We start from the raw sequence: 25,253 nt of genomic DNA, 5'->3' as shown, positions 1-25,253 counted from the left end.
GCACACCGCCTCAGCGGGTGGGCCACCAGGAGGTGTTCGCGAACATGCGGTCACGATATCAGAACGATCGATGAGGATCGCCGCGCCGCCCTCGCGCAGCGTGTGCGGCGTAGTCTGGTGCAGTGCCAGCAGTGAACATCGGGATGCCGCGTGTGCCGGACGTCCTCGCCCCCCGCCGCAAGAGCCGTCAGATCAAGGTCGGGAAGGTGCTCGTCGGTGGCGACGCCCCTGTGAGCGTGCAGTCGATGACCACGACGCCGACGACCAACATCAACGCGACCCTTCAGCAGATCGCCGAGTTGACGGCATCCGGCTGTGAGATCGTGCGTGTGGCCGTCCCCAGCCAGGATGACGCCGACGTGCTGCACATCATCGCCAAGAAGAGCCAGATCCCCGTGATCGCGGACATCCACTTCCAGCCCAAGTACGTCTTCCAGGCCATCGACGCCGGGTGCGGCGCGGTGCGCGTGAACCCGGGCAACATCCGCAAGTTCGACGACCAGGTCGGCGCCATCGCCAAGGCGGCGAAGGATGCCGGGGTCTCGCTGCGCATCGGCGTGAACGCGGGTTCGCTCGACAAGCGTCTGCTCGAGAAGTACGGCAAGGCGACCCCGGAGGCACTGGTGGAGAGCGCCGTCTGGGAGGCGTCGCTGTTCGAGGAGCACGACTTCCACGACTTCAAGATCTCCGTCAAGCACAACGACCCGGTCGTGATGGTGAAGGCGTACCGCATGCTCGCCGAGCGGGGCGACTGGCCCCTGCACCTCGGTGTGACTGAGGCAGGTCCCGCGTTCCAGGGCACGATCAAGAGCGCCACCGCCTTCGGCATCCTCCTCGGTGAGGGCATCGGCGACACGATCCGCGTCTCCCTGTCGGCGCCGCCGGCGGAAGAGGTCAAGGTCGGCCACCAGATCCTGCAGTCGCTGAACCTCCGCGAGCGCAAGCTCGAGATCGTGTCGTGCCCGTCGTGCGGCCGTGCGCAGGTGGACGTGTACACGCTCGCCAACGACGTCACCGAGGGTCTCAAGGACATGACGGTGCCCCTGCGCGTCGCTGTGATGGGATGCGTCGTCAACGGACCGGGTGAGGCGCGGGAAGCCGATCTGGGCGTCGCCTCGGGCAACGGCAAGGGCCAGATCTTCGTCAAGGGCGAGGTGATCAAGACCGTTCCCGAGGCCGAGATCGTCGCCACTCTGATCGAAGAAGCCAACCGCATCGCCGACGAGATGGGCCCCGACGCCCCGCTCGGCACGGCGCAGGTCGTCACCGCCTGAGCCGCGTTCTTCGTGGACGGCCTCGTATGCCGTCGGCGGCATGGGCGTGATCAGATCGTTGCCCCGGGCGAGAGTGCTCAGGGGCTGGGGGCTGACACGATGGTGGGATGTCGCCTCGACTTCGATTCGGCCTGATCGCCGCCGCCATATCCTTCGTCGCGGTGGTCTCGGGATGCGCTGCGACGGCGGTCTCCGTCGAACCCGACGTATCGACGACGCCGACGGTGACACCGACGGCCAGCCCGACGCTCGAGCCGCCGTCGCGGGTTGTCGCTTTCGGCGGCGAATGCGACACCATGCTTTCCCCGTCCCAGCGGTCGGCCATCCTCGGCGCGGACACGATCGATGCCGATGTCCAGCGCGCCGAGTATCGGAAGCAGTTCGACACCGTCGCCTTCCCGGACAAGACGCCGGGCCCGGAGGGCACCGCCGGAGGTCTGTCCTGCGGCTGGACCGTGGAAGGAGGCAACGGCCGGTGGTGGAGCGTTCTTGCGCTTCCCGTCGCGCTGGCCGCCCCGCAGACAGTGGCGGCGCTCGCGGAGCCGGCCTGCGCCTGGAGCTACGACACGCGCGTGTGCCGCGTCGGTGTCGCTGTCGGCGGCCTCTGGTTCCTCGCCTCGGCATCCCCGATGGGAGAGTCCGAAGCGGCACGCGTCGACACGATGAACGCGTTGATCGCGGCTGCCGCGGATAATGCCGCCGCCGCGCCGAAGGCGGTGCCGGCCCCGGCCACCGCCCAACGCTGGCCGGTCGTCGCCTGCACCGAGCTCGGCGAGCGGATGAAGCTGGCGGACGTGCTCGGCGATGGCTACTGGTCCGGCTACTGGGAGGGCTCACGGCAAGCCGAGGACGACCTGTTCGAGTTTGCCGGAGTCCAGCAGTTCTGCCAGTACGGCACCCGCGATGTGTCGAAGGATGGCACCTATTACATCGTCTCCGTCACTTCCCAGCCCGGCGGGGCGTGGATGTGGGGCACGGACGACGATGCCGTCGGCGAGAGCGTGACCGTGACCGGGGCTCAGAAGGCACTGCGCATCCTGAAGGTCGACCCGGAGCGTGGAGACGACGTCCTCGCCAGCGACGGGACGAACCTGATCCGCGTGCATGTCAACGCGGGTCAGATCGCACCGGACGTCGCAGAGCGAGCGATCGCTGCTCTCGCCCAGGAATGAGTATCGCGGGTCGATACCCGCGAATCAGTGCGCCGCGTTTGCCTTCGGCGCGCCCTCGCGCGTGAGTGCCAGCGCCTGCGTCACATCGGCGATGAGGTCGTCGACGTGCTCGAGTCCGATCGACAGGCGGAGGATGTCGGCGTCCGGGCGGGCGTCGGGCGCCACGGGGCGGTGAGTGAGGGCTGCGGGATGCTGGATGAGCGAGTCGACGCCGCCCAGAGAGACCGCGTGGGTGAACAGGCGAGTGGATGCCGCGACCTGCGCGGCGGCGTCATAGCCGCCGCGCAGGCGGAGTGACACCATCGCGCCGGTCCCGTGCTGCTGGCGGGCGAGCAGCCCCGTCGGGTCGCCGTGCAGTCCCGGGTAGAACACCTCCGCGATCGCATCGTGCTCGAGCAGGCGCCGGGCGATCTTCGCGGCCGTCTCCTGCTGCGCACGCATCCGCAGGGGCAGGGTCGGGAGGCCACGATGCAGCAGATACGCGCCGAGAGGGTGAAGGATGCCGCCGGTGATCGCCCGGACGCGGCGAAGAGCAGCGGCGGATTCCGCGCCACAGGCGATGACGCCGCCGACGACGTCGCCGTGGCCACCGAGGTACTTCGTCGCGCTGTGCAGCGACATCGTCGCCCCGTGGGCGAGTGGGTGCTGGAGCACGGGCGTGGCGAACGTGTTGTCGACGAGAACCGGAACGCCGTCGGCCTCGGCGACCACGGCGGCGATGTCGACGAGCTCGAGCGTGGGGTTCGCGGGCGTCTCCACGACGATCAGTCCGCTGTCCGGCCGCAGCGAGGCGGCGACCTCGTCCGGACCGCAGAAGGTCACCTCCGTGCCCAGCAGTCCGGTCGCGAGCAGGTGATCGCTGCCGCCGTAGAGCGGGCGCACCGCCACGACGTGGGGGCGACCGATCGAGACCGTGTGGGAGAGGATCGCTGCCGTCAACGCCGCCATTCCGGACGCGAAGGCGACGGCGGCCTCGGCTGCCTCGAGCGCGGCCAGGGCCTCCTCGAACCGAGCCACGGTCGGATTCCACAGGCGTGCGTACACGTGGCTGCCGCCCGGAATCGGCGTGCCACCGGTCGCGAGCGCCTCGTAGGAGTCGCCGCCGCGCTCCACATCCGGCAGCGGAGAGGTGGATGACAGGTCGAGAGGCGGGGTGTGCACCCCGAGCGAGGCGAAGTCGGCGCGTCCGGCGTGCACGGCGAGCGTGTCGAGATGTTCCATGCCGCGAGTATGGAGGAAGGCGCAGCGAAAGTCGTGAACGGTTGGGTATACCGCAATCAACTGGCGAGGCAGCTGTAGGACGAGCAGAATGACATCGACGTCAGGAGGCGCACTTGTCTGAATCGCAAGCCACGGCATCCGCCCTCGATGAGCTCGACCTGCGGATTCTCGCGGCCGTGGTCCGCGCGCCCGGCCGGTCCAACAAAGCGCTCGCCGAAGAACTCGGCGTCGCGGAGTCGACCTGCGCGTACCGCATTCGCTCCCTCCGCGTTCGCGGGGTGCTGGCCGGCGTCCGCGTCCTCGTCGACCCGGCATCCCTCGGTCTTCCGCTGCAAGCTGTCATCCGCGTGCGTCTCGGTCGACACACTCGCGAGGGGGTCGGGCAGCTGTTCGACGCGATCGTGGCGACGCCCGGCGTGATCGAGGCCTTTCACGTGGCAGGCGAGGACGACTTCCTCGTGCATGTGGCCGTGGAGGATGCCGCGGCGCTGCGCGACATCGTCCTCCAGCACATCACGGTGCACGAGGCCGTACTCACCACCGAAACCCACCTCGTCTTCGAGCGGCGCGAGGGAGTGGGGCCGCTCGCCCGCGTCACCGGGAGGCGCTCGGGTCCCAGAGCGAGTGATACGCGTTGATCGTCGGCTGCCCACCGAGGTGCGCGTACAACACGGTGGACGATGCCGGTATGTCGCGCGAGCCGACGAGGTCGATCAGCCCGGCCAGGGACTTCCCCTCGTAGACGGGGTCCGTGATCATCGCTTCCAGCCGTGCGCCGAGTTCGATGGCCTCCATCGTGGAGTCGACGGGGATGCCGTACAGCTCACCCGCCCACCCCTCCAGAACCTGGATCTCGTCATCGCGCAGATCGCGGCCGAGCTCGATGAGCTGCGCCGTGTGCCGAGCGATGCGCGCGACCTGATCGCGAGTCTTCTGGAGGGTCGCGGAAGCGTCGATTCCCAGCACGCGACGTCGGACGCCGGTCGCCTCTTCGAGCGCGGCGAATCCCGCGATCATTCCGGCATGGGTCGATCCGGTGACGGTGCAGACGATGATCGTGTCGAAGAAGACGCCGAGCTGCTTCTCCTGCTCGGCGACTTCGAACGCCCAGTTGGCGAAGCCCAGACCTCCGAGCGGGTGCTCGCTCGCTCCGGCGGGGATGGGGTAGGGCGTACCGCCGCCGGCTTCGACCTCGGCCAGCGCCTGCTTCCACGAGTCGCGGATGCCGATGTCGAAGCCGGCATCGTCGAGGCGCGAATCCGCGCCCATCATGCGCGAGAGCAGGATGTTGCCGACCTTGTCGTTGGTGGGGTCGTCCCACGGAACCCACTTCTCCTGGACGAGTCGCGCTTTCAGCCCGAGGTGCGCCGCGACGGCCGCGACCTGGCGCGTGTGGTTGGACTGGTAGCCGCCGATCGACACGATCGTGTCGGCGCCGGAGGCGAGGATGTCGGGGACGATGTACTCGAGCTTGCGCACCTTGTTGCCGCCGAACGCGAGGCCGCTGTTCACATCCTCGCGTTTCGCCCAGATCTGCGCGCCCCCGAGGTGGTCGCTGAGTCGCGCCAGGTGCTGCAACGGGCTGGGGCCGAAGGTGAGCGGGTGGCGCGGGAACTCGTGGAGCTTCATGCGGGGTCCTGTTCGGTCGGAGCGGGCGAGATGATGAGGGATTGCCACGTGCTTTCGGCGAGGCGGGCGGCGCCGTCGGCGTCGCCCGCCTCGCACAGCGCCACCAGGCGGTCATGCCGCTCAGCGGAGGCGGCCGCTTCGTCGGAGGCGAACCTCAGCCGCTCCACGCGGCGCAGGACCGGCTCATAGCGGGCGATGACGGCCGCGGCTGCCGCATTCGCGCACACGTCGAGGGCGACGCGGTGAAAGCGCGCATCCGCCTCGAGGGCGCCGTCGAGGTCGCCGGCGCTCAGCGCGGCACGAAACGCCGCGTTCGCCGCGCGCATCGCGTCGAGGTCGCGGGCCGTCATGCGCGGTGTCGCCGTGCGGACGGCAAGGGCATGCAGGGCGCCAACGACGGCCTGCGCGTCGCGGAGGGCGCCGGGGTCGATCGGGGCGACGACGGTGGAGCGCCCGGGTGTCGCCTGCACGAGCCCGGCCTGAGCGAGTTCGAGCAGCGCCTCTCGCACGGGCGTGCGACTGACGCCGAGTCGCTCGGCCAGTTCTGCGTCGCGCAGTTGCTCACCGGGGGCGAGGCTGCCGTCGACGATCGCCTCCTGCAGGCGCGCGTGCACGTCGTCGCGAAGAAGGGCGCGGGGCACGGGGACGGCAGCGAGCGGCACGATATGCAATATATCGCAGGTGGGACGCGACGCCCGTCGCGCATCCGTCTCGGGCGGAGGCCGTCAGACGACGCTGAACCGGACGGTTCCCTCGTCAACGGACGCCGCATCCAGCCGCAGACGTACGAGGGTGCCGGGCGCAGCCGCCACGCGCGCCTCGACGGCTGGTTGCATGAGCTGGATGCGTGCCCCGTCCCCGCGTCTGCTGAGCACGAGTGCGTCGAACTCGTCCCCGACGTGTCCGGCCAGCAGCGCCGCCTCGACGCGATCGATCGCCCCGGAGCTGAGCTGGGCGGCGATCGACGAACTGCGCGCCATGATCGCGGGGAGGACGGGAAGTGATGCGCGCGCCCACCCGGGAACCTCTTCACCGTTCACGAGAGCATGGCAGATCACCAGCGACCATCTGTCGACCAAGCGTCGCAGGGGAGCGGTCGTGTGGGCGTACGGGGCGCCGATCGCAGCCTGCGTTCGCTGTTCAGGCAGCTCGCCGTCGAAGGTCGCGTAGCCCGCTCCGCGGAACAGGCCCGCCGCGTATTCGCGAACAGCGAGAGCGGCGGGCGAACGGTCGAGGCTGCGCAGATAGTCGCCGTAGGCGACGTCGGTGGTCCACGGCAGTCCCAACGCCACCGTCTGCGACCGGAACTCTTCGACGTCGGTCGACGCGGCCGGAGGCATGGTCCGCAGGATGCCGACGCGACCGTCGATCATGATCTGCGCCGCCGCCATGCCGGTGAGCAACGAGACATCGGCGTTCCAATCCTCCAACGCCACCCCGTCGGCGCGCTCGAGACCGTAGGCGTCGCCCTCCGTCGCCGTGACGATACGCGTCTCCGGCAGGTTCAGGCTCGCGCCCCCGCGCTCGCGCTCCCGTTCGGCCCGGGCGGCGCCGAACCATGACAGCGCGGCGAGGGTGGCGGGGGCAGTGCCGGCGTCGATCGCTGCCTGCGCCTCGGAGTAGGACCATTGGCGCCGCGACCGCACGATCGCGCGGGTGATGGTCGTCTCCGTCGGGCGGGCGCCCTCGTCCAGCACGAACCGCCACACGTACGCGCGTCGGTCCACGCCCGGCAGCAGGGACGCGTGGTCCTCGCTGATCACCGCCGGGTGCAGGGGGATCCGTCCGTCCGGCGCGTACAGCGTCTGCCCGCGACGGCGGGTCTCGGCATCCAGCGCGCCGTCGGGTGCCACGAATGCAGGAACGTCCGCGATCGCGTAGTGCAGGACGGCGCCCGTCGAGGTGCGCTCCAGGTGCAGCGCCTGGTCGAGGTCGGTCGATCCGGCCGGGTCGACCGTAAGGAAGGCGATATCGCGGAGATCGGCGAGGCCGGGGGTCGAGGGCGCGACCGGCACGGAGCCGGCGGCACGCTCGACCTCGGCCTGAGCATCGGCGGGGTAGCCCTCCGGGAGATCGAGGGCCTGGCGCAGGGCCCGCAGTGACGCAGCGAGCTGACCACCGATGGAACTGCCGATGAGTCTGGAGCGACGCTGAGCCACGCGCCCAGTGTAGGTGGACAGCGGCGCGAACCTTTTGGCCCATGCTGGACACTACAGAGTGTGAGCAATGACGATGCGGACGCATGGCGAAGGCTATGCGCCGGTGACGATGCGGCTATGCGCGACCTGTTCGATCTCCACGAGGCCCGTCTCTTCCGTCAGGCGTGTCGTCTGCTCGCTGATCGGGAGGACGCCAAGGATGCCGTGGCGATCGCATTTCTCGAGGCATGGCGGAAGAAGGCCGCGGTGCGTCTCGTCGATGGCTCTCCGCTGCCCTGGCTGTTGACCACTGTCGTCAACGCCTCCCGAAATGTGGAGCGATCTCGTCGGCGCTACCGTGCCTTGCTGTCGCGGACGCCCGCGGCGGCGGCTGTCGGTCCACCCGTGGCGCCGGACGAGAGCGGCCTGCTCGCCTCGCTCACACAGCTCCCGGATGTGGAGCGCAGCGTCGTGGTTCTCGTGGTGCTGGAGGGCTACTCGGAGCGTGAGGCGGCGGATGCGCTCGGCATCCCCGTCGGCACCGTCAAATCGAGGCTGTCTCGCGCGAAAGGCCGACTGCGGGACGGGATGGCGGCACTGGAGGCATCGTGGACCTGAACGAAGAACTCACCCCGCGGGAGCACGCCGAGCTTCGCGAAAGTGTGGTCACCGGCGTCGGTCGCCTGCGGGCAGCACGTGCGCGGCGGTCGCGCATCGTGGCTGGCGTCGCCGCCGCCGCTCTGGTTGCCGTCGTCGTGACGGCGGTCGTGTTCACGACGTTGCGACAGCCCGACCGGATCGCCACCCCGATCGAGACGCCTGGGCCAACCGCAACGCGCGCGTCATCACCGACGAACACGCCTTCCGCTACGCCGACGCCCGTGACGCCGAGCCGTCCGAGTATTGCCTTCCAGGATTCCTGCGACGCCGTCGCATCGTCATCGGATCTCGAGGGTCTGTGGGGTTCGATGGCGTCTTTCGACACATTGCCGCAACCGAACATCGGAGTGCGCACCGTCGGCGGGCTCTCCTGCAACTGGAGGTTCGCCGACGGGACGACGCTGAACACCTCGGCGTTCCCCGCATCGTCGGTCGCGTCGTCGTTCGTTGACTCCTACACATCGGTGCGATGCGAATCGCTTCCGTCTCTGGGCAGCGGCTGCCGTCAGGCCGTGCAGGACAGCCGCACCTGGCTCCTGATCACCGTCGGCGGTGATGTGTACCAGGGCAGTGACGGGTTCGACGAAGCCGCTGTGAAGAGTCGACTCGCCGATGCGGTCGTGTTCTTCCGATCCGCGCTCGACCGGGCCGGCACGAGCGCTGCCGCGGTCGCGACCGCTGGATGGTGGCCACCGCAGGACTGCACGAACCTGGCTGAACGCCTGCCCCTCGAGGATCTCCTCGGCTCTTCGTCGTTCGAGGTGGGATATCCCGGAGATTCCCGTCCCGATGTGGACGTCAACATAGCCCAGGCGCAGGGACAAGGCACGGAATGCCGCTGGTGGGTGCCGGGCGCTTCGCCGACCAGGGCGATGATGATCATGATCTACCCGGGCGGTGCCTGGGACTGGGATCGGGTCGCGACCAGGACGCCTCTCGAGTGGGAGACTCGCACGCCGGTCGCCGTCGACGGTGCTGTCGACGCCTTCGGTTTGACGAGCACATATGCCGACGGCGTGCACGACGTCCACGCTACGGACGGCGTGAACATCGTGCGTGTGCACGACGCGCCCGATCCCGTCGTGGTGGCGGCGGCCGTCTTGGCGGCCCTGCACTGAGCCGAGTGGCTGCGGACTAGGCTTGACGCTCGTGGTCACCCGTCTGTCGAACTTCTTCCTCCGCACGCTTCGCGAAGACCCTTCGGATGCCGAGGTCACGAGCCATCGCCTGCTCGTGCGCGCCGGCTACATCCGCCGCCAGGCACCGGGAATCTTCGCGTGGCTGCCGCTGGGGCTGCGGGTCAAGTCGCGGATCGAGAACATCATCCGCGAGGAGATGGCGGCCGCCGGCGCACAGGAAGTGCACTTCCCGGCACTGATGCCGCGCGACCCCTATGAGGCGACCGGGCGCTGGGAGGAGTACGGCGACGGCATCTTCCGTCTGAAGGACCGCAAGGGCGCCGACTACCTGCTCGCCCCGACGCACGAAGAGGCGTTCACGCTGCTGGTCAAGGACCTGTACGGCTCGTACAAGGATCTGCCCCTGACGATCTACCAGATTCAGGACAAGTACCGCGACGAGGCACGTCCGCGCGCGGGACTCCTGCGCGGCCGCGAGTTCACGATGAAGGACGCGTACTCCTTCGACTACACCGACGCCGGGCTCGACACCAGCTACATGGCTCAGCGCGACGCCTACGAGCGCATCTTCCAGCGGCTGGGCCTGGAGTACGTCATCGTCCAGGCGGATGCCGGGGCGATGGGCGGCTCGCGCAGCGAGGAGTTCCTGCACCCGACGGCGATCGGCGAGGACACGTTCGTGCGCTCGGCCGGCGGCTATGCGGCCAACGTGGAGGCGTTCGAGACCCTGGCTCCCGAGCCCATCGCGTTCGACGGGTTCGGCGAGCCGGTGATCTTCGACTCCCCGAACACGCCCACGATCGAGACGCTCGTGGCGCACACCAACGCCGTGCTCGACGGCGAGTACACCGCCGCCGACACCCTCAAGAACGTCGTCCTCGCGCTCACACACCTCGACGGCAGCCGCGAGCTCGTCGTCGTCGGTCTCCCCGGCGATCGCGACGTCGACGAGAAGCGCGTCGAGGTGGCGTTCGCGCCCGCCGAGGTCGAGCCCGCCACGCCCGAGGACTTCGAGAAGCACCCGCTGCTGGTCAAGGGGTACATCGGGCCGTGGTCTCCCCAGGGCGCGATCCTGGGCGAGGAGTCGGCCACCGGCATCCGCTACGTCCTCGACCCCCGCGTCGTGGACGGCACGCGCTGGATCACGGGTGCGAACGTCGATCAGAAGCACGTGCACTCGCTCGTCGCCGGACGCGACTTCGCCGCCGACGGCTACGTCGAGGTCGCAACGGTGCGGCCGGGCGATCCGGCGCCCGATGGTTCGGGACCTGTCGAGCTTGCGCGCGGCATGGAGATCGGCCACGTCTTCCAGCTGGGGCGCAAGTATGCGGACGCGCTGGGGCTGAAGGTGCTCGACGAGAACGGCAAGCTCGTGACCGTCACGATGGGCTCCTACGGCATCGGCGTCACCCGCATCCTCGCGATCATCGCCGAGCTCAACAACGACGACAAGGGTCTCATCTGGCCCGCGTCGGTCGCGCCCTTCGACGTTCAGGTCGTCGCCACGGGGCGCGATGCCGCGGCCTTCGAGCTCGCGGAGAAGCTGTCGGCGGATCTGGACGGGGCCGGGCTGGACGTGCTCTACGACGACCGCCCCAAGGTCTCCCCGGGTGTGAAGTTCGGCGATGCCGAGCTCGTGGGAGTGCCGCAGATCGTGATCGTCGGGCGGGGTGCCGCCGACGGCGAGGTGGAGCTCTGGGACCGCCGTTCCGGCGAACGCACGCTCGTCTCGGCCGCCGAGGCCGTCGCCCGCCTCGCCGCGCGCTGAGCGCGGGCGCGTCGGCCCGGCCGTCGTTCTCCGCACGGTACTGCTCGAACGGGAGTGGCGGAACCAGGACGAGACGACCGGCGACGCGACGGCAGCCGTATCGCTACTCTGGTGGCGGCGAGATCGTCGACGATGCCACCTGTCGCGAGACGCCGAGCGTCCCCGCAGCCGGCATCGAAAGGAATGCGCATGAACGATCGTCGTCGTCTCGGCATCCAGCGCCTCGTGAGCATGGCGGCGCTCGCCGTCAGCGCTTTGCTGGCCGTCAGCACGGTCGCCCCGCTGTCGGCGCAGGCGGCGGCGGACGGCTGGTGGCACACCTCGGGCTCGCGCATCGTCGCCGCGGACGGAACCACCGTCACCATCAAGGCGGCGAACTGGTTCGGGCTGGAGACTCCCAACTGCGCGCCGCACGGACTGTGGTCGATCACTCTCGACGAGGGCCTCGCGCAGATTGCGGCGATGGGCTTCAACACGGTGCGACTGCCGTACTCGAATCAGTGCCTCGCGGCATCCACGACATCGTCGATCGACGCCTCGCGCAATCCCGATCTGGTCTCGCTGACGCCGTTGCAGCTGATGGACGCGGTCATCGCCAAAGCGCGCGCGCACGGGCTCCGCGTCATCCTCGATCGTCACCGCATCGAGTCGTCCGGCCAGTCCGAGCTCTGGTACACCTCCACGTACAGCGAGAAGCGCTGGATCGACGACTGGGTCATGCTCGCGAACCGCTATCGCGATGACCCGACGGTGGTCGGCGCCGACCTCCACAACGAGCCGCACGGCCCCGCGTGCTGGGGCTGCGGCGACGCCTCCCGCGATTGGCAGGCGGCGGCGACGCGCGCCGGCAACGCCCTGCTCGCCGCCAACCCGCGACTGCTGATCATCGTCGAAGGCGTGGAACGCCAGAACGATGCCAGCACGACCTGGTGGGGAGGCGGGCTGAAGGATGCCGGCGCCAAGCCCGTGGTCCTCGCGACCCCGAACCGGGTCGTGTACTCGCCGCATGATTATCCCGCGTCGGTGTACGGGCAGCCCTGGTTCTCGGCGTCGAACTATCCCACCAACCTGCCGTCAGTCTGGGACGCGAACTGGGGATATCTGGCCCGCACCGGCTCCGCGCCGATCTTCGTCGGGGAGTTCGGCACGAAGCTCGAGACGACGAGTGACGCCCAATGGTTGAGGGCTCTGGTGTCCTACCTGGGGACGAACGGCCTGAGCTTCGGCTACTGGTCGTTCAACCCGAACAGCGGCGATACCGGCGGGCTCGTCGCGGACGACTGGAAGACGCCGCAGACAGCAAAGCTCGCCGCGCTCGCGCCGCTGCTGGGAACGCAGCCGGCTCCTTCCCCAACGCCAACGCCGACGCCGACACCGAAGCCGACTCCGACCGTCACCCCGACTCCGACGCCGAAGCCGACCGCGACTCCGACACCGACCCCGGGTCTCGCCCCGGTCTCCGCCACCTGGATGCTGCAGAGCGCCTGGCAGGACGGCTACGTGGCCGAGTTCACCGTCACCGCTTCCCGCGCGGTGGGCGGCTGGACGATCTCCTGGTCGAGCCCGGGGGCGACGCAGGTCGTCAACGCCTGGGGCATGACGTGCGCGGTCGCCTCGGGAACGATCACCTGCACCGGAAAGGACTGGGCCGGTCCGCTGGCGGCAGGTCAATCCGTGAGAGTCGGCCTGCAGGTCGCCGCCACCGCGGCGCCGTCGAGTCCGCGCTTGACGGTGACGACGAACTAACGACCCGCGTTCGGCGATCGTTCACCCGATGCTGCTCGAGGATGCGAGGGTGGGGACATGGTAGAAAGCTCCACTCTTCCCCCCGCCGTGACCGACGGCATCCGACACCTCCTGGATGAGGCCGGCGTCGTCGCCGATGCCGACCTCATCGCACGCATCCTGGCGACCGGGGTCGGCATGGGCCTCGACCACAGCGATCGCCTCGACCTCAAGATCACCTCGGCCGCTCTCACCGAGATGCGCGCCGCGTTCCGCCTGTTCGCTCCGTTTCGGGGCGTGCCCAAGGTCACCGTGTTCGGATCGGCCCGCACCGCCCCCGACTCCGAGCTGTATCGGCTGACGGTGCAGCTGACCGCGGCGCTCGCCGCCCGCGGCTGGATGACGGTCACCGGAGCGGGACCGGGAATCATGCAAGCCGCCGCCGAGGGCGCCGGAGCCACGCACTCCCTCGGCGTCTCGATCCGCCTGCCGTTCGAGGAGAAGCCGAACGCGATTATCGCCGCGCACGAGCGCAACGTCGCGATGAAGTACTTCTTCACCCGCAAGCTCATGCTCGTGAAGGAATCCAGTGGCTTCGTCTGCTTGCCGGGAGGCTTCGGCACGCTCGACGAGATGTTTGAGCTGCTGACGCTGCAGCAGACGGGAAAAGCCGTTCCCACGCCGATCGTGCTGCTCGATCGCCCGGGAGGCGCCTTCTGGGCGGGGCTCCGCCGCTTCGCCGATGAACAGCTCATTCCCGACGGCGTGATCTCCGCCGACGATCTCGATCGCGTCGTGATGACGGACTCGGTCGATGCCGCCGTCGAGGAGATCACGGGCTTCTATCGCAATTACGTCTCGTTGCGATGGGTCGGGCGACGCCTCGTGCTGCGGCTGCGCTCCGAACCGACGGATGCCGAGGTGTCGGCACTCAACGACAGGTTCGCGGATCTGCTCGCCGACGGTGCGATCGAGCGCCGCGGCCCGCTGAAAGCAGAGCGCGAGGACGAGGACGACCTCGCGGCACCGCGCCTCGTCATGACGTTCGCACAGCGCCGCGTCGGTGATCTGCATCACCTGATCCGCGCTGTCAATGCCCTGCCGAGCGTGCCTGCCGAAGCGCGTCCCGCCTGATCAGGCCGACGGGAGCCGGCCCGATGCGGGCCTCAGCACATCAGCTTGCCGTGGTTCATCGTGTCGTCGGGGGCGTCGCGAGTGACCAGAGCCTTGAGCATGCCGGCCGCCATGACGAGCCTGCCGTGGGCGGGCTCCCAGAACTCCGTCTCGACCGGTGTGACTTTCAGCAGTGCGATGTCGGGCGTGTCGAGTCCATCCTCGAACCAGATGTCCAGTGACGGCGACCACAATTGCTCCATGCGTGCGCGGTCGTGCACGAGGGCGGCTCGGCCGGCCACCGACACGTAGCGCATGCCCTTGGCGTCGCAGTACGCCAGGTTGACGTCGCGGTCGGCCTCGACCTCCTCCGCCTTCTTCGTCTCGTCGGACGTGAAGAACCAGATGTCGCCGTTCTCGTCCATCTCGCGCGTGCTCATCGGCCGGCTGACGAGCCGTCCCGCGGCATCCACGGTCGTGAGCATGGTGATGTCGATGTCCTCGACGAGAGCTTTCACACGATCGCGGGCTTCGGTTCCAGTGATTTCGGTCATGGTCCGAGCCTGCCGCTCGGCCGGCGGCTGCCCCAGGGCCTTGACAGCGCACGCCCCCAAGGGTTCAGAGCCGCGCGTAGCGCGCGCAGAACCCGCAGAAGACGCCGTAGGCCATCAACCCGACCCCGAGGGCTGTGGCGATCGCCCTCCCGGCTGGCAGCGTGAGCAGTCCGTCGACGGCGCTGTCGAGCCCGCCCGCGCGGGCGGCATCCGTGTGCACGGCGGCCACGATGAGCAGAACACCCAGGATTCCCAGCGCCGTTCCCTTGGCAATGAAGCCCGCGATTCCCAGTGCGCGCGCCACCGCGCCGGCGGCGGATCGCGGGATGGACATGCGCTTTTCGAACGAGCGCCGCACGCCCATCACGACGAAGACCACACCGGCCACCGCGATGCCCACTCCGACGGCGGCCAGGACGAACGGCCCACCCGTCATCGCGAGGATGCCGCGACTGGCCACCCGCGCGCTCCCATCGGCATCGGGCGCCGCACCGAGGGCGATCGACGCGGCGAGGGTGCCGACGGCGGCGAAGACGACGCCCTGGCTCCACTCCGAGGCCCGCCGCCCCCAGCGCCCGTCGCCCCGAGACGTGGCGCCCGCGGCCAGATGCCAGAGTGCGAGGCCCCAGAGTCCGACCGCGATCGCCCACACCACCACGGCGCCCCAGGGCACCGCGGCCACGGCCCGCAGCGCGCCGACCTGGTCGGCCTCGCCGCGACCGCCGGCCGAGATGGCGACGACCAGCACCCCGATCAAGGCGTGCACGACGCCGTTGGCGGCGAAGCCGGCTCGCGCGAGAGCCTGCACCAGCGGATGGCGCCGCGTCGCGGCAGCCGCGCGGCGGGCGTCGTTCACGGGTGTTCGGCGGGCACGTCGCCCCGGCGGATCCACGGCGGCCCGAGGGGGACGATGTGGCGACCCATCGTGCGCCAGGCGAACTTGTCCACGAGCATGTAGAACGCCAGCGCCGACGCGCCGATCAGCAGCCATGCTCCGAGGGTGCCCAGCGTCGCCGCGCCGGCAAAGGCGGCGACCGCTTCCAGTGCCAGGCCTCCCGCCACGAGCAGCAGTGTCAGGGGCAGTGCCGAATTGTGAGTGGCGCCGGCGAAGGTGAACCCGAGCGCCAGCACCGCGAACATCATCGAGAACAGGGGGCGCGCCGGGCCCGACACCTCGAAGAAACCGAGCTCCCCGCCGAGGAGGAATCCGGGCATGCAGATCCAGTACCACCCGAAGGCGTTGTAGACGATGAAATGGAAGTCGTCGCCGACGAAGTAGGAGAGCATTCCCGCGATCACCTGGACGACACCCCCGAACACCGCGCCCACCCAGAACACCGCGCTCTCGTTCTGCACACCCAGATGCGCCAGCTGAGCGGTGAGGGTCGCGATCACGAACCCCAGCAGGCCGATCAGACCGGGGTCGGCGCGCCGCGGCTCCGGGACCACGTGTGCGCGGGCGGGGACTGCGGCATCCATCCCGCCAGTATGCACGCCGGCGCCGCCGAGCAGCGAAGGCCATCGGGTAAAATCGGGCAGGTGACCGAGGGTGACCTCGCGTCGAGAGCTGAATAGGGAGGCACCTGTGGACATCGATCTGGGACTGCTGCGGACGGTCGAGCGTGAGAAGGAGATCCCGTTCGACGAACTGGTCGGGATCATCGAGCAGGCGATTCTCACCGCCTACGCCAAGCACACCTCTCCCGACGGGGAGCTTCCCGAGGGTGCACGGGCGCTCCTCGACCGCAAGACCGGCCACGTCGCCGTCTACGTTCCGCTACGTGACGAGGACGGCGCGATCATCGGCGAGGAGGAGTCGACTCCCGAGGACTTCGGTCGCATCGCCGCCTACGCCGCCAAGCAGGTCATCGGCCAGCGACTGCGCGACATCGCCGATGACGCCATCCTCGGTGAGTTCCGCGGCAAGGAGGGCGACATCGTCGCCGGTGTCATCCAGCAGGGACCGAACCCGCGCATGGTCCACGTCGACCTCGGCACCGTCGAGGCCATCCTCCCGCCCGAGGAGCAGGTGGCCGGCGAGCAGTACGCTCACGGCTCCCGTCTGCGCGTCTACGTCACCTCGGTGTCGAAGGGCACGAAGGGGCCGCAGATCACCGTCTCGCGTACCCACCCCGGCCTCGTCCGCAAGCTCTTCGCCCTCGAAGTGCCGGAGATCGCGTCGGGACTCGTGGAGATCACCTCCCTGGCGCGCGAGGCCGGTCACCGCACCAAGATCGCGGTCACGGCCAAGGACCCGGCGATCAACGCCAAGGGGGCCTGCATCGGCGAACTCGGACGACGCGTGCGCGCCGTGACGGAAGAACTGGGCGGAGAGAAGATCGACATCGTCGACTACGACCCGGAGCTCGCGAAGTTCGTCGCCAACGCCCTGTCGCCCGCCAAAGTGACATCCAGTTTCGTGCTCGACGCGGGGACCAAAGCGGTGCGCGCGCTGGTTCCGGATTATCAGCTGTCGCTCGCCATCGGCAAGGAGGGGCAGAACGCCCGCCTGGCCGCGAAGCTCACCGGTGCCAAGATCGACATTCAGCCCGACTCGATCCTCGAGTCGTGACGGAGCGATCCGGCCCCGCTGGTCGCGTTCGTCCCGCGACGCCATCTCCGTGCGGCGAGTGGGGGTAAGATGGATCCCGTTCGAACGTGCGTGGGATGCCGCGCGCGCGTCTCCCGGTCCTCCCTCCTGCGAGTGGTGGAGCGAGACGGCGTCCTCGTCGCCGACGAGAAGGCCGTCCTTCCCGGGCGGGGCGCGTGGGTGCATGACACGGATGCGTGTGTGGATGCCGCGATCCGGCGCCGCGCCTTCGGACGAGCACTGCGTGTGTCGGGACCACTCGACACGCAGACCTTTCAGAACACCCACCAGCGAAACGGCTGAACGGCTATGGACACAAAGTGAACGGCTCGAAATGAGACCCGTCCGCAAGTAACGGTCTGCCCTGTCCGGGGGAGACCTCAGACAGGAGAATTGTGGCAAACCCACGCGTGCACGAGATCGCTTCGGAGATCGGCGTCGACAGTAAAGTCGCCCTCGCGAAGCTGAAGGAGCTCGGCGAATACGTCAAGAGCCCCTCATCGACCATTGCGCCCCCCGTGGCGCGCAAGCTGCGAGCGGCCCTCGAGGCCGACGGCGCGGCCAAGAAGCCGGCCGACTCCGCCGCCACCCCGGCGGCGAATGCCGCTCCCAAGGCCCCGACTCCGGGCGCACGCCCGGCAGCGCGTCCCGGGCCGGCGAAGCCCGCGGCCCCGGCCGCGCCCGCACCGGCCGCGCCGGCCGCGGCCGCGACGCCGTCCGCACCTGCGGCGTCGGCCGCTCCGGCGGCACCGGCCGCTCCGGCGAGCCCCGGTGCTGCGACCCCGCAGGCTCCGCGCCCCGGTGGTGCCCCGCGCCCGGGCAACAACCCCTTCTCGTCGGCGCAGGGCATGGGCCAGCGTCCCGCTGGCCCGCGTCCGGGCAACAACCCGTTCGCGTCGGCGCAGGGCATGGGCCAGCGCCCGACCCCGGGCAACATTCCGCGTCCGCAGGCCCCGCGCCCCGGCGCCCCGCGTCCCGGCGCGCCGCGTCCCGGTGGCGCCGGCCGTCCCGGCGGCGGAGGCCGTCCCGGCGCGCCGTTCCAGCAGCGTCCGGGCGGTCCGGGTCGTCCCGGCGGCGCCGGAGGCTTCCAGCGCCCCGGCGGTACGGGCGGACCCGGAGCTCCGGGTGGGTTCGCGGGTCGTCCCGCGGGTGGCGGCGGCCGTGGTCGCGGCCCCGGCGGCGGCACTGCAGGTGCCTTCGGCAAGGGCGGCGGCAAGAGCAAGCAGCGCAAGTCGCGTCGGGCGAAGCGGCAGGAGTTCGAGATGCGGTCGGCGCCGGTCGTCGGCGGCGTCAACGTCCAGAAGGGCAACGGCGAGATCATTCGCCTCCGCCGCGGCGCATCCATCGCCGACTTCGCCGACAAGCTCGAGGCCCTGCGCGGCTACACCGTGCAGCCCGGCACGCTCGTGACGATCCTCTTCAACCTGGGCGAGATGGCCACGGCGACCGAGTCGCTCGATGAGGCCACCTTCGAGGTCTTGGGCGCTGAGCTCGGCTATAAGATCCAGATGGTCTCGCCCGAGGACGAGGACAAGGAGCTCCTCGAGGGCTTCGGTCTCGACCTGGAGGCCGAACTGGAGGCGGAGAGCGAGGACGACCTCGAGATCCGTCCTCCGGTGGTGACCGTCATGGGCCACGTCGACCACGGTAAGACGCGACTGCTCGACGCGATCCGTCAGACCAACGTCGTGGCGGGCGAAGCCGGTGGCATCACCCAGCACATCGGTGCCTACCAGGTGTGGACCGAGCATGAAGGCATCGAGCGCGCGATCACCTTCATCGACACCCCGGGACACGAGGCGTTCACCGCCATGCGTGCCCGTGGTGCGCAGGTCACCGACATCGCGATCCTCGTGGTCGCCGCCGACGACGGCATCATGCCGCAGACGGTGGAGGCCCTCAACCACGCTCAGGCGGCGAACGTGCCGATCGTGGTCGCGGTCAACAAGGTCGACAAGCCCGACGCGAACCCCGCCAAGGTGCGCCAGCAGCTCACCGAGTACGGTCTGGTCGCAGAGGAGTACGGCGGCGACGTCATGTTCGTCGACGTGTCTGCGCGCCAGGGCACGAACATCCAGGAGCTCCTGGATGCCGTTCTGCTGACGGCCGACGCGGGACTCGATCTCACGGCGAACCCGAACAAGGCGGCTCGCGGTGTCGCGATCGAAGCGAAGCTCGACAAGGGCCGCGGCTCGGTGGCGACCGTGCTCATCCAGTCCGGAACGCTCCGCGTGGGCGATGCGATCGTCGCCGGCACGGCCTATGGCCGCGTCCGCGCCATGATCGACGAGAACGGCGATGCGGTCGAAGAGGCCTACCCCTCACGGCCCGTCCAGGTTCAGGGCCTCAACTCGGTTCCGCGCGCCGGCGACGTCTTCATCGTCACCGAGGAGGACCGCACCGCGCGTCAGATCGCCGAGAAGCGCGAGGCCGCCGAGCGCAACGCCCAGCTCGCCAAGGCGCGCAAGCGCATCTCGCTCGAGGACTTCACCCGTGCTCTCGAAGAGGGCAAGGTCGAGTCGCTCAACCTCATCATCAAGGGTGACGTGTCCGGTGCCGTCGAGGCGCTGGAGGAGTCGCTGCTGAAGATCGAGGTCGACGACAGCGTCCAGCTGCGCATCATCCACCGCGGCGTCGGTGCGATCACGGAATCGGACATCAACCTCGCCACGATCGACAACGCGATCGTGATCGGCTTCAACGTCCGTCCCGACACGAAGGCGCGCGAGCGCGCCGCCCGCGAGGGTGTGGACGTTCGGTTCTACTCGGTCATCTACAACGCGATCGACGACGTCGAGCAGTCGCTCAAGGGCCTGCTCAAGCCGGAGTTCGAAGAGGTGCAGTCGGGTGTCGCCGAGATCCGCGAGGTGTTCCGCTCCTCGAAGTTCGGCAACATCGCCGGTGTCATCGTGCGGTCGGGAACGATCACGCGCAACGCCAAGGCGCGCGTCATCCGCGATGGTGTCGTGCTCGCCGACGGCCTTCAGATCGAGTCGCTGCGTCGCTTCAAGGACGACGTCACCGAGGTTCGTACCGACTTCGAGGCCGGTATCGGCCTGGGCAAGTACAACGACATCCAGGTGGGCGACGAGATCGAGACGACCGAGATGGTGGAGAAGCCGCGCGGCTGATCCTCCCGTCGGTTCCGGATACGGCTACGGCTCCGGAGGTCGTGCCGCGGAGGCAAGAGTGGGGCCCCTACCCCAATTGCCACCGCGTCACGACCTCCTCCGCCTCCGCCATATCCTGACCTCGATGCAGTCATCCACTGGGGCCTTGAGAGGGAAGAGAAGATGTCGAACGAACGGCAGGCGAGACTCGCCGACCGCATCCGCGTGCTCATCGCCGAGCGCCTCGAGAAGGGGCTGCGCGACCCGCGCCTCGGCTTCGTGACGATCACCGACGTGCGCGTCACGGGTGACCTGCAGCACGCGTCGGTGTTCTACACGGTGTACGGCGACGATCAGGCGCGCGAGGACTCCGCTGCGGCCCTGAAGGCCGCGACCGGAATGCTGCGCAGCGAGGTGGGCAAGCGCCTCGGCATCCGTCTCACGCCGTCGCTGGAGTTCATCCCCGACGCGCTTCCCGAGAACGCAGGGCACATCGCCGAGCTGCTGCGCGAAGCGCAGGAGCGCGATGCGGCCGTGGCCGGTCTTGCGGCCGGAGCCGCATATGCGGGCGACGCCGACCCGTACGTCAAGCCGCGCGAGGACGACGACGAGGACTGAGCACGGTCGCTTTCGCGTCACCGCGGCAGGCGCAGGAAGCCGTCGACGGCTTCGACGAGTCCGTCGACGATGAGCGAGTCGATCGCGCGATCGCGCTGCGCCGCGACCGGCCAGTCGGCGGCGACGTCGTCGGCGGGGAGAGCATGTGCGGGTGCGGCGCGCAGCGCGTGCAGCACCGCTCCGCGCGCCTGACGATCGCTGCCCTCGTATGCAGCCTGCTTGCGGCGCAGGTCACCGGTGTCGGGGTAGCCAGCCGCACGCCAGGCGCACAGCGAGGAGATCGGGCACACGTCGCATCGCGCGGAACGGGCAGTGCACACGATGGCGCCGAGCTCCATCATGGCGGCATTCACGACCGCGGCATCCTGATCGCCGCGCGGAAGCAGCCCCGCCATCGCGGCCAGATCACCGCGAGCCGGCGGCCCGGGCTGAGAACGTCCGTCGACGGCACGCGCGATGACGCGGCGGGTATTCGTATCGACGACCGGGTGACGGTCGCCATAGGCGAACACGGCGACCGCCCGCGCTGTGTAGTCTCCGATACCCGTCAGCGCGAGGAGCGCCTCGACGTCGCGCGGCACGACGCCGTCGTGTCGGTCGCGGATCTCCACCGCGGCGCGGTGCAGCCACAGGGCGCGCCGCGGGTAGCCGAGGTTCGCCCACTGCGCGACCGCCGACGCCGGGGCATCGTCGGCCAGGGCGGTCGGTGTCGGCCACCGCGCCAGCCAGGCGTCCAGCAAGGGGATCACGCGCGTCACGGGCGTCTGCTGCAGCATGAACTCGCTGACGAGCACGCCCCAGGCGCCGAACCCCTCCGCGCGCCACGGCAGATCGCGCGCGTTGTCGCGGTACCAGGCGATGAGCGGCGTCGCGAGGTCGGGCATCGCACCAGCCTACGTCGGCACGCCGCGTTCGCCTGCGGCCCCGATCGCCTGCGGCCCCGAGCGGGTGCGGCCGGAGGTGGCACCGCGCCTAGGCTGGAGCAATGCCCGCCTCTCCGCTCGTCCCCAACGGCGTCCTCCTCGTGGACAAGCCGCAGGGGATCACCAGTCACGATGTGGTCGCACGGGCTCGCCGCGCCCTGGGCACCCGCAAGATCGGACACGCCGGCACGCTCGACCCGATGGCCACCGGGCTGCTCATCCTCGGAGTCGGACCGGCCACCCGGCTGCTCACCTTCATCGTCGGGCTCGGCAAGACCTACGAGGCCACGGTGGTGCTCGGCGTGGCGACCGACTCCGACGACGCGGACGGCGTGGAGACGCGTCGGGCGGATGCCGAGACTCTCGCCTCCGTGACCGACGAGCGCATCGCCATGGCAGTCGCGGCTCTCACGGGTGAGATCGATCAGATTCCGAGCACCGTGTCGGCGATCAAGGTCGCCGGCAGACGCGCCTACGACCTCGCCCGGGCGGGGGAGAGCGTCGAGCTGGCAGCCCGCCGGGTGACGATCGATCGGTTCGATGTCGTCCGCCGCCGCGACACCGCCGAGGGCCTCATCGAACTGGATGTCGTCGTGGACTGCTCCAGTGGCACATACATCCGCGCCTTGGCCCGTGATCTCGGCGCCGCCCTCGGGGTGGGTGGCCACCTCACGGCGCTGCGGCGGACGCGCATCGGCGCGTTCGACGTGGGCGACGCCGTCTCCGAAATCGCGGCGGACGCGCCGCTGCTGCCGCCCGCGCAGGTCGCGGCATCCGTGCTCGGCGCCCTGCCCGTCACCGCGGCCGAGGCGCGTGACCTCCGCCACGGCAAGCGTCTCGTCGGCGCCGCACCGCGCCTGGAGGGGGCGATGACGCCGACGCCGGCGGCGATCGACCCCGATGGTCGGCTCGTCGGCATCGTGGAGCGGCGCGGCGCCGACATCAAGAGTGCGATGAACATGGCGGAGGACGCATGATCGAGTGGTTCGCCATCGCCCAGGTGGCCGTCGCCGTCGCCGCCGGACTGCTCGCGATCATCCTCGGACTCGCGGGGCGTCGGCCGAGCGATCTCACGGTCGGTGCGATGGCCCTGATCCTGCTGCTCCTGCTCGCACAGGTGGTCGTCGCGATCGTCGCCCCGCTCGTCGGCAACCCGCCGGCCGGCAGCGCACTCGAGTTCTGGGTCTACCTCGTCTCGGCGGTGCTCATACCGCCGGCATCCGTCGTCTGGGCGCTCGTCGAACGCAGCCGCTGGAGCACGGTCATCATGGGCATCGCCGCGCTGTCGGTCGCCGTCATGGTGTGGCGCATGCAGGTCATCTGGACGACCGCGGGTATGTGAGGCCGCGGCCCGGCGAGGGCGGGCGCCTATCATTGACAGGTCATGACTGCGCCACACGCCGACGCCGCCGCCCCGACCCGGATGACCGGAATCGGGCGCGTGCTCGTCGTCGTCTACGCCGTCATGGCGCTGGCGGCGACCGGACGCTCCTTCGTTCAGATCGTGCAGGACTTCGCGGCCGCGCCGCTCGCGTACACGCTCTCTGCGCTCGCGGCGGTCGTCTACGTGCTCGCGACGGTGGCTCTTGTGAAGTCGGACGGCCGGCGGTGGTACGTCGTGGCGTGGGTGGCGATCTGCTTCGAACTGGCGGGCGTGCTCATCGTCGGAACACTCAGCCTCACACATCCCGAGCTCTTCCTGCACGACGCGACCGTGTGGTCGGGCTATGGCTTCGGCTACTTCTGGGTACCTCTCGTGCTGCCGTTCGTCGGCCTGTGGTGGCTGCGCAGCGGCGGCCGCGAGCGCCCGGACCTGGATGGTGCCGCGGCGCCGGACGACGCGAAGGCGGGCATCGTGCGCACAGACGGGAGGTCCAGCTGGTGATCGTCTTCCACGACCCCGCGGAGGTGCCGGCCGGGTTCGGCCCCAGTGTCGTCGCGATCGGCAAGTTCGACGGGGTGCATTCCGGCCACCGAGCGGTGATCGACCGGGCGCGTGTGGCCGCGGAGGATGCCGGGGCACGGGTGGTCGCCGTCACGTTCGACCGCAACCCCTTGAGCCTGCTGCGGCCCGAGCTGTGCCCGCAGCCCGTGTGCAGTCTGCCGCAGAAGCTCGATCTGCTCGCCGCCGCGGGGGTCGATGCGACCCTGGTGCTCCGCTTCGACGAGGCGCTGGCCACCCTCGAACCGCGCGCGTTCGTCGAGCATGTCCTCGTCGGCCTGGGCGTCGTCATCGTGATGGTCGGCGACGACTTCCGCTTCGGCAACGGCGGAGCGGGCGATCCCGACACCCTGGTGCGTCTCGGCGCGGAGTACGGCTTCCAGGTCGACGTCGTCGGGGACGTTCAAGGCGGAGGCCGCCGCGTGTCGTCGACCTGGGTACGGGACCTGCTCGCGGCGGGCGATGTCGAAGGTGCCGCGCGCCTCCTGGGACGCCCGCATGCGGTGCAGGGCGAGGTCGTCCACGGCCTCAAACGCGGTCGCGAGCTCGGCTACCCGACGGCGAATCTGTCAGCCGATGCGGAGGGCTTCATTCCGGCAGACGGGGTCTACGCCGGGTGGCTCGTCGACCTCGGCACCGATGGTGCGACGGTGACGACTCGCTACCCGGCGGCCATCTCGGTGGGGACCAATCCGACGTTCGACGACGTCCCGACACGCCAGGTCGAGGCGTACGTGCTCGACGAGACCGGGCTCGACCTCTACGGGCATCGGGTGCAGATCCGGTTCACGAACCGCATCCGCGGCATGGTCGCCTTCGAGGGGATCGAAGCGCTCATCGCCCAGATGGACGACGACATCACGCGGGTGCGCGCCGCCCTCGGCTGAGCCGCGCGCACCCGGGCGGGGTCAGTACGACGAGGTGTCGACGGCGCCCGACGCCTGCTCGCCGGCATCCACACGGCGCGCCTCGCCGAGGATGACAGCGCTGCCGCTCGTTCCGAGCCGTGTCGCCCCGGCGGCGAGCATCGCGAGCGCGTCGGCGTAGCTGCGCACCCCACCCGATGCCTTCACCTGCACGTCCGGGCCGACACTGGCGCGCATGAGCTCGACGTGGGGGACCGTCGCCCCACCGCCGGCGAAGCCCGTGGACGTCTTGACGAAGTCCGCGCCACCGGCCTCGGTCAGGCGGCTGCCGCGGGCGATCTGCTCGTCGTCCAGCAGCGAGGTCTCGAGGATCACCTTCGTCACCTTGCCGGCCGCGGCCGCGACCACCGCCTGGATGTCGGCGACGACGGCGTCGTCGAAGCCCGAACGCAGAGCACCGATGTTGATCACCATGTCGAACTCGACGGCGCCGTCGGCGAGGGCCTGGCGAACCTCAGCCACCTTCGCGGCAGTGGAGGTCGTGCCGTGCGGGAAGCCGATGACGGTGCCGACGTTGACGCCGGTGCCCGTCAGCCGCTGCACGGCGTGCGCGATGTCGCTCGGGCGCACGCACACGCTGAACACGCGCCATTCGGCGGCGATGTCGAGTTCCGCGTCGACGTCCGCGCGGGTCAGTTCAGGCTTCAGGATGGCGTGATCGATCGTCGCGGCGAGGTCGCGCTCGGTGATGGTGGACATGGCTCCAGCCTACGCCAGCACGAGTCGGGAATACCCCAGGGGGGTATCATCG

Annotated in this window: 25 protein-coding genes; 16 read left to right on the top strand and 9 right to left on the bottom strand. The window is 69.8% G+C overall.

Annotated elements, in window-relative coordinates; all coding sequences use genetic code 11:
• Nucleotides 1–143 precede the first annotated feature (143 nt).
• Complete coding sequence (gene ispG, locus ACT53O_RS00665) at nt 144–1,274, top strand: flavodoxin-dependent (E)-4-hydroxy-3-methylbut-2-enyl-diphosphate synthase (protein WP_039414575.1); 1,131 nt, start codon at nt 144–146, stop codon at nt 1,272–1,274.
• A 107-nt stretch (nt 1,275–1,381) separates the two neighbouring features.
• Nucleotides 1,382–2,446, top strand: a complete 1,065-nt coding sequence (locus tag ACT53O_RS00660; protein ID WP_476150937.1) for a hypothetical protein — start codon at nt 1,382–1,384, stop codon at nt 2,444–2,446.
• A 24-nt stretch (nt 2,447–2,470) separates the two neighbouring features.
• On the opposite strand, the gene ACT53O_RS00655 is transcribed toward ACT53O_RS00660, so the two are convergent.
• Nucleotides 2,471–3,667: a trans-sulfuration enzyme family protein gene (locus ACT53O_RS00655; protein ID WP_476150935.1), complete on the bottom strand. Its 1,197-nt coding sequence runs from the start codon at nt 3,665–3,667 to the stop codon at nt 2,471–2,473.
• Between the two features lie 113 nt (nt 3,668–3,780).
• Here ACT53O_RS00655 and ACT53O_RS00650 point away from each other — a divergent pair, with 113 nt between their 5' ends.
• The gene (locus tag ACT53O_RS00650) at nt 3,781–4,305 is read left to right on the top strand and encodes an Lrp/AsnC family transcriptional regulator (protein ID WP_295775073.1); all 525 of its coding nucleotides are present in this window, start codon (nt 3,781–3,783) and stop codon (nt 4,303–4,305) included.
• On the opposite strand, the gene ACT53O_RS00645 is transcribed toward ACT53O_RS00650, so the two are convergent.
• The 3 genes from ACT53O_RS00645 to ACT53O_RS00635 all read right to left on the bottom strand — a co-directional run bounded on the left by ACT53O_RS00645 (nt 4,262) and on the right by ACT53O_RS00635 (nt 7,455).
• On the bottom strand, nt 4,262–5,296 hold the full coding sequence (locus ACT53O_RS00645; RefSeq protein ID WP_476150934.1) for a 1-aminocyclopropane-1-carboxylate deaminase: 1,035 nt from the start codon (nt 5,294–5,296) through the stop codon (nt 4,262–4,264). The genes ACT53O_RS00650 and ACT53O_RS00645 overlap by 44 nt on opposite strands.
• Nucleotides 5,293–5,958, bottom strand: a complete 666-nt coding sequence (locus tag ACT53O_RS00640; RefSeq protein ID WP_476150932.1) for a GntR family transcriptional regulator — start codon at nt 5,956–5,958, stop codon at nt 5,293–5,295. The genes ACT53O_RS00645 and ACT53O_RS00640 overlap by 4 nt, the downstream gene beginning before the upstream one ends.
• A gap of 63 nt (nt 5,959–6,021) precedes the next feature.
• Nucleotides 6,022–7,455 (bottom strand): RNB domain-containing ribonuclease, encoded by a 1,434-nt coding sequence (locus tag ACT53O_RS00635; RefSeq protein WP_476150931.1) that lies wholly within the window; start codon nt 7,453–7,455, stop codon nt 6,022–6,024.
• Nucleotides 7,456–7,572: 117 nt separating this feature from the next.
• Between ACT53O_RS00635 and ACT53O_RS00630 the strand changes: the two genes are divergently transcribed.
• From ACT53O_RS00630 to ACT53O_RS00610, 5 genes are all read left to right on the top strand, one after another.
• Nucleotides 7,573–8,052 carry an RNA polymerase sigma factor gene (locus ACT53O_RS00630; RefSeq protein ID WP_051039645.1) on the top strand — a complete coding sequence of 160 codons (480 nt, stop codon included), beginning with the start codon at nt 7,573–7,575 and terminating at the stop codon, nt 8,050–8,052.
• A gap of 350 nt (nt 8,053–8,402) precedes the next feature.
• Nucleotides 8,403–9,212, top strand: a complete 810-nt coding sequence (locus tag ACT53O_RS00625; RefSeq protein WP_378794586.1) for a hypothetical protein — start codon at nt 8,403–8,405, stop codon at nt 9,210–9,212.
• A 31-nt stretch (nt 9,213–9,243) separates the two neighbouring features.
• The gene (locus tag ACT53O_RS00620; protein WP_135948380.1) at nt 9,244–11,001 is read left to right on the top strand and encodes a proline--tRNA ligase; all 1,758 of its coding nucleotides are present in this window, start codon (nt 9,244–9,246) and stop codon (nt 10,999–11,001) included.
• Nucleotides 11,002–11,190: 189 nt separating this feature from the next.
• On the top strand, nt 11,191–12,747 hold the full coding sequence (locus tag ACT53O_RS00615; RefSeq protein ID WP_476150929.1) for a cellulase family glycosylhydrolase: 1,557 nt from the start codon (nt 11,191–11,193) through the stop codon (nt 12,745–12,747).
• Nucleotides 12,748–12,804: 57 nt separating this feature from the next.
• A complete protein-coding gene (locus ACT53O_RS00610; protein WP_347418504.1) occupies nt 12,805–13,860 on the top strand; it encodes an LOG family protein in 1,056 nt (351 codons plus the stop codon).
• A 32-nt stretch (nt 13,861–13,892) separates the two neighbouring features.
• On the opposite strand, the gene ACT53O_RS00605 is transcribed toward ACT53O_RS00610, so the two are convergent.
• The 3 genes from ACT53O_RS00605 to ACT53O_RS00595 all read right to left on the bottom strand — a co-directional run bounded on the left by ACT53O_RS00605 (nt 13,893) and on the right by ACT53O_RS00595 (nt 15,872).
• Complete coding sequence (locus tag ACT53O_RS00605; protein WP_294978916.1) at nt 13,893–14,393, bottom strand: pyridoxamine 5'-phosphate oxidase family protein; 501 nt, start codon at nt 14,391–14,393, stop codon at nt 13,893–13,895.
• A gap of 64 nt (nt 14,394–14,457) precedes the next feature.
• Nucleotides 14,458–15,249, bottom strand: coding sequence for a DUF1206 domain-containing protein (locus tag ACT53O_RS00600; RefSeq protein ID WP_476150927.1), 792 nt, complete (start codon nt 15,247–15,249; stop codon nt 14,458–14,460).
• Complete coding sequence (locus ACT53O_RS00595) at nt 15,246–15,872, bottom strand: acetate uptake transporter family protein (RefSeq protein ID WP_135948376.1); 627 nt, start codon at nt 15,870–15,872, stop codon at nt 15,246–15,248. Before ACT53O_RS00595 ends, ACT53O_RS00600 begins: the two co-directional genes overlap by 4 nt.
• A gap of 106 nt (nt 15,873–15,978) precedes the next feature.
• On the opposite strand from ACT53O_RS00595, the gene nusA reads away from it, so the two are divergent.
• The 4 genes from nusA (at nt 15,979) to rbfA (ending at nt 20,711) form a co-directional block, all read left to right on the top strand.
• Entirely contained in the window at nt 15,979–16,965 is a 987-nt protein-coding gene (nusA, locus tag ACT53O_RS00590; protein ID WP_036315010.1) for a transcription termination factor NusA, read from the top strand.
• Nucleotides 16,966–17,097: 132 nt separating this feature from the next.
• Nucleotides 17,098–17,286 (top strand): YlxR family protein, encoded by a 189-nt coding sequence (locus ACT53O_RS00585; RefSeq protein ID WP_239639974.1) that lies wholly within the window; start codon nt 17,098–17,100, stop codon nt 17,284–17,286.
• A gap of 92 nt (nt 17,287–17,378) precedes the next feature.
• The gene (infB, locus tag ACT53O_RS00580) at nt 17,379–20,114 is read left to right on the top strand and encodes a translation initiation factor IF-2 (RefSeq protein ID WP_347418506.1); all 2,736 of its coding nucleotides are present in this window, start codon (nt 17,379–17,381) and stop codon (nt 20,112–20,114) included.
• Between the two features lie 162 nt (nt 20,115–20,276).
• Nucleotides 20,277–20,711: a 30S ribosome-binding factor RbfA gene (gene rbfA / locus ACT53O_RS00575; RefSeq protein WP_039414614.1), complete on the top strand. Its 435-nt coding sequence runs from the start codon at nt 20,277–20,279 to the stop codon at nt 20,709–20,711.
• A gap of 17 nt (nt 20,712–20,728) precedes the next feature.
• Here rbfA and ACT53O_RS00570 read toward each other — a convergent pair whose 3' ends face one another.
• Nucleotides 20,729–21,595, bottom strand: coding sequence for an HhH-GPD family protein (locus tag ACT53O_RS00570; RefSeq protein ID WP_036319794.1), 867 nt, complete (start codon nt 21,593–21,595; stop codon nt 20,729–20,731).
• 101 nt (nt 21,596–21,696) lie between these two features.
• Between ACT53O_RS00570 and truB the strand changes: the two genes are divergently transcribed.
• Genes truB through ACT53O_RS00550 form a run of 4 tightly spaced genes read left to right on the top strand, consistent with a single transcriptional unit; the run spans nt 21,697 to nt 24,463 of the window.
• Nucleotides 21,697–22,611 (top strand): tRNA pseudouridine(55) synthase TruB, encoded by a 915-nt coding sequence (gene truB, locus ACT53O_RS00565; RefSeq protein ID WP_294946653.1) that lies wholly within the window; start codon nt 21,697–21,699, stop codon nt 22,609–22,611.
• Nucleotides 22,608–22,976 carry a hypothetical protein gene (locus tag ACT53O_RS00560; protein ID WP_476150922.1) on the top strand — a complete coding sequence of 123 codons (369 nt, stop codon included), beginning with the start codon at nt 22,608–22,610 and terminating at the stop codon, nt 22,974–22,976. Before truB ends, ACT53O_RS00560 begins: the two co-directional genes overlap by 4 nt.
• A 42-nt stretch (nt 22,977–23,018) precedes the next feature.
• On the top strand, nt 23,019–23,519 hold the full coding sequence (locus ACT53O_RS00555) for a hypothetical protein (protein WP_476150921.1): 501 nt from the start codon (nt 23,019–23,021) through the stop codon (nt 23,517–23,519).
• Nucleotides 23,516–24,463, top strand: coding sequence for a bifunctional riboflavin kinase/FAD synthetase (locus ACT53O_RS00550; protein WP_294981424.1), 948 nt, complete (start codon nt 23,516–23,518; stop codon nt 24,461–24,463). Before ACT53O_RS00555 ends, ACT53O_RS00550 begins: the two co-directional genes overlap by 4 nt.
• A gap of 21 nt (nt 24,464–24,484) precedes the next feature.
• Here ACT53O_RS00550 and deoC read toward each other — a convergent pair whose 3' ends face one another.
• Nucleotides 24,485–25,201 (bottom strand): deoxyribose-phosphate aldolase, encoded by a 717-nt coding sequence (deoC, locus tag ACT53O_RS00545; protein WP_039414625.1) that lies wholly within the window; start codon nt 25,199–25,201, stop codon nt 24,485–24,487.
• Between the last annotated feature and the right edge of the window lie 52 nt (nt 25,202–25,253).

Source organism: Microbacterium sp. DMC48, assembly GCF_056313825.1.
This window is presented reverse-complemented; position numbering and strand designations above follow the sequence as displayed.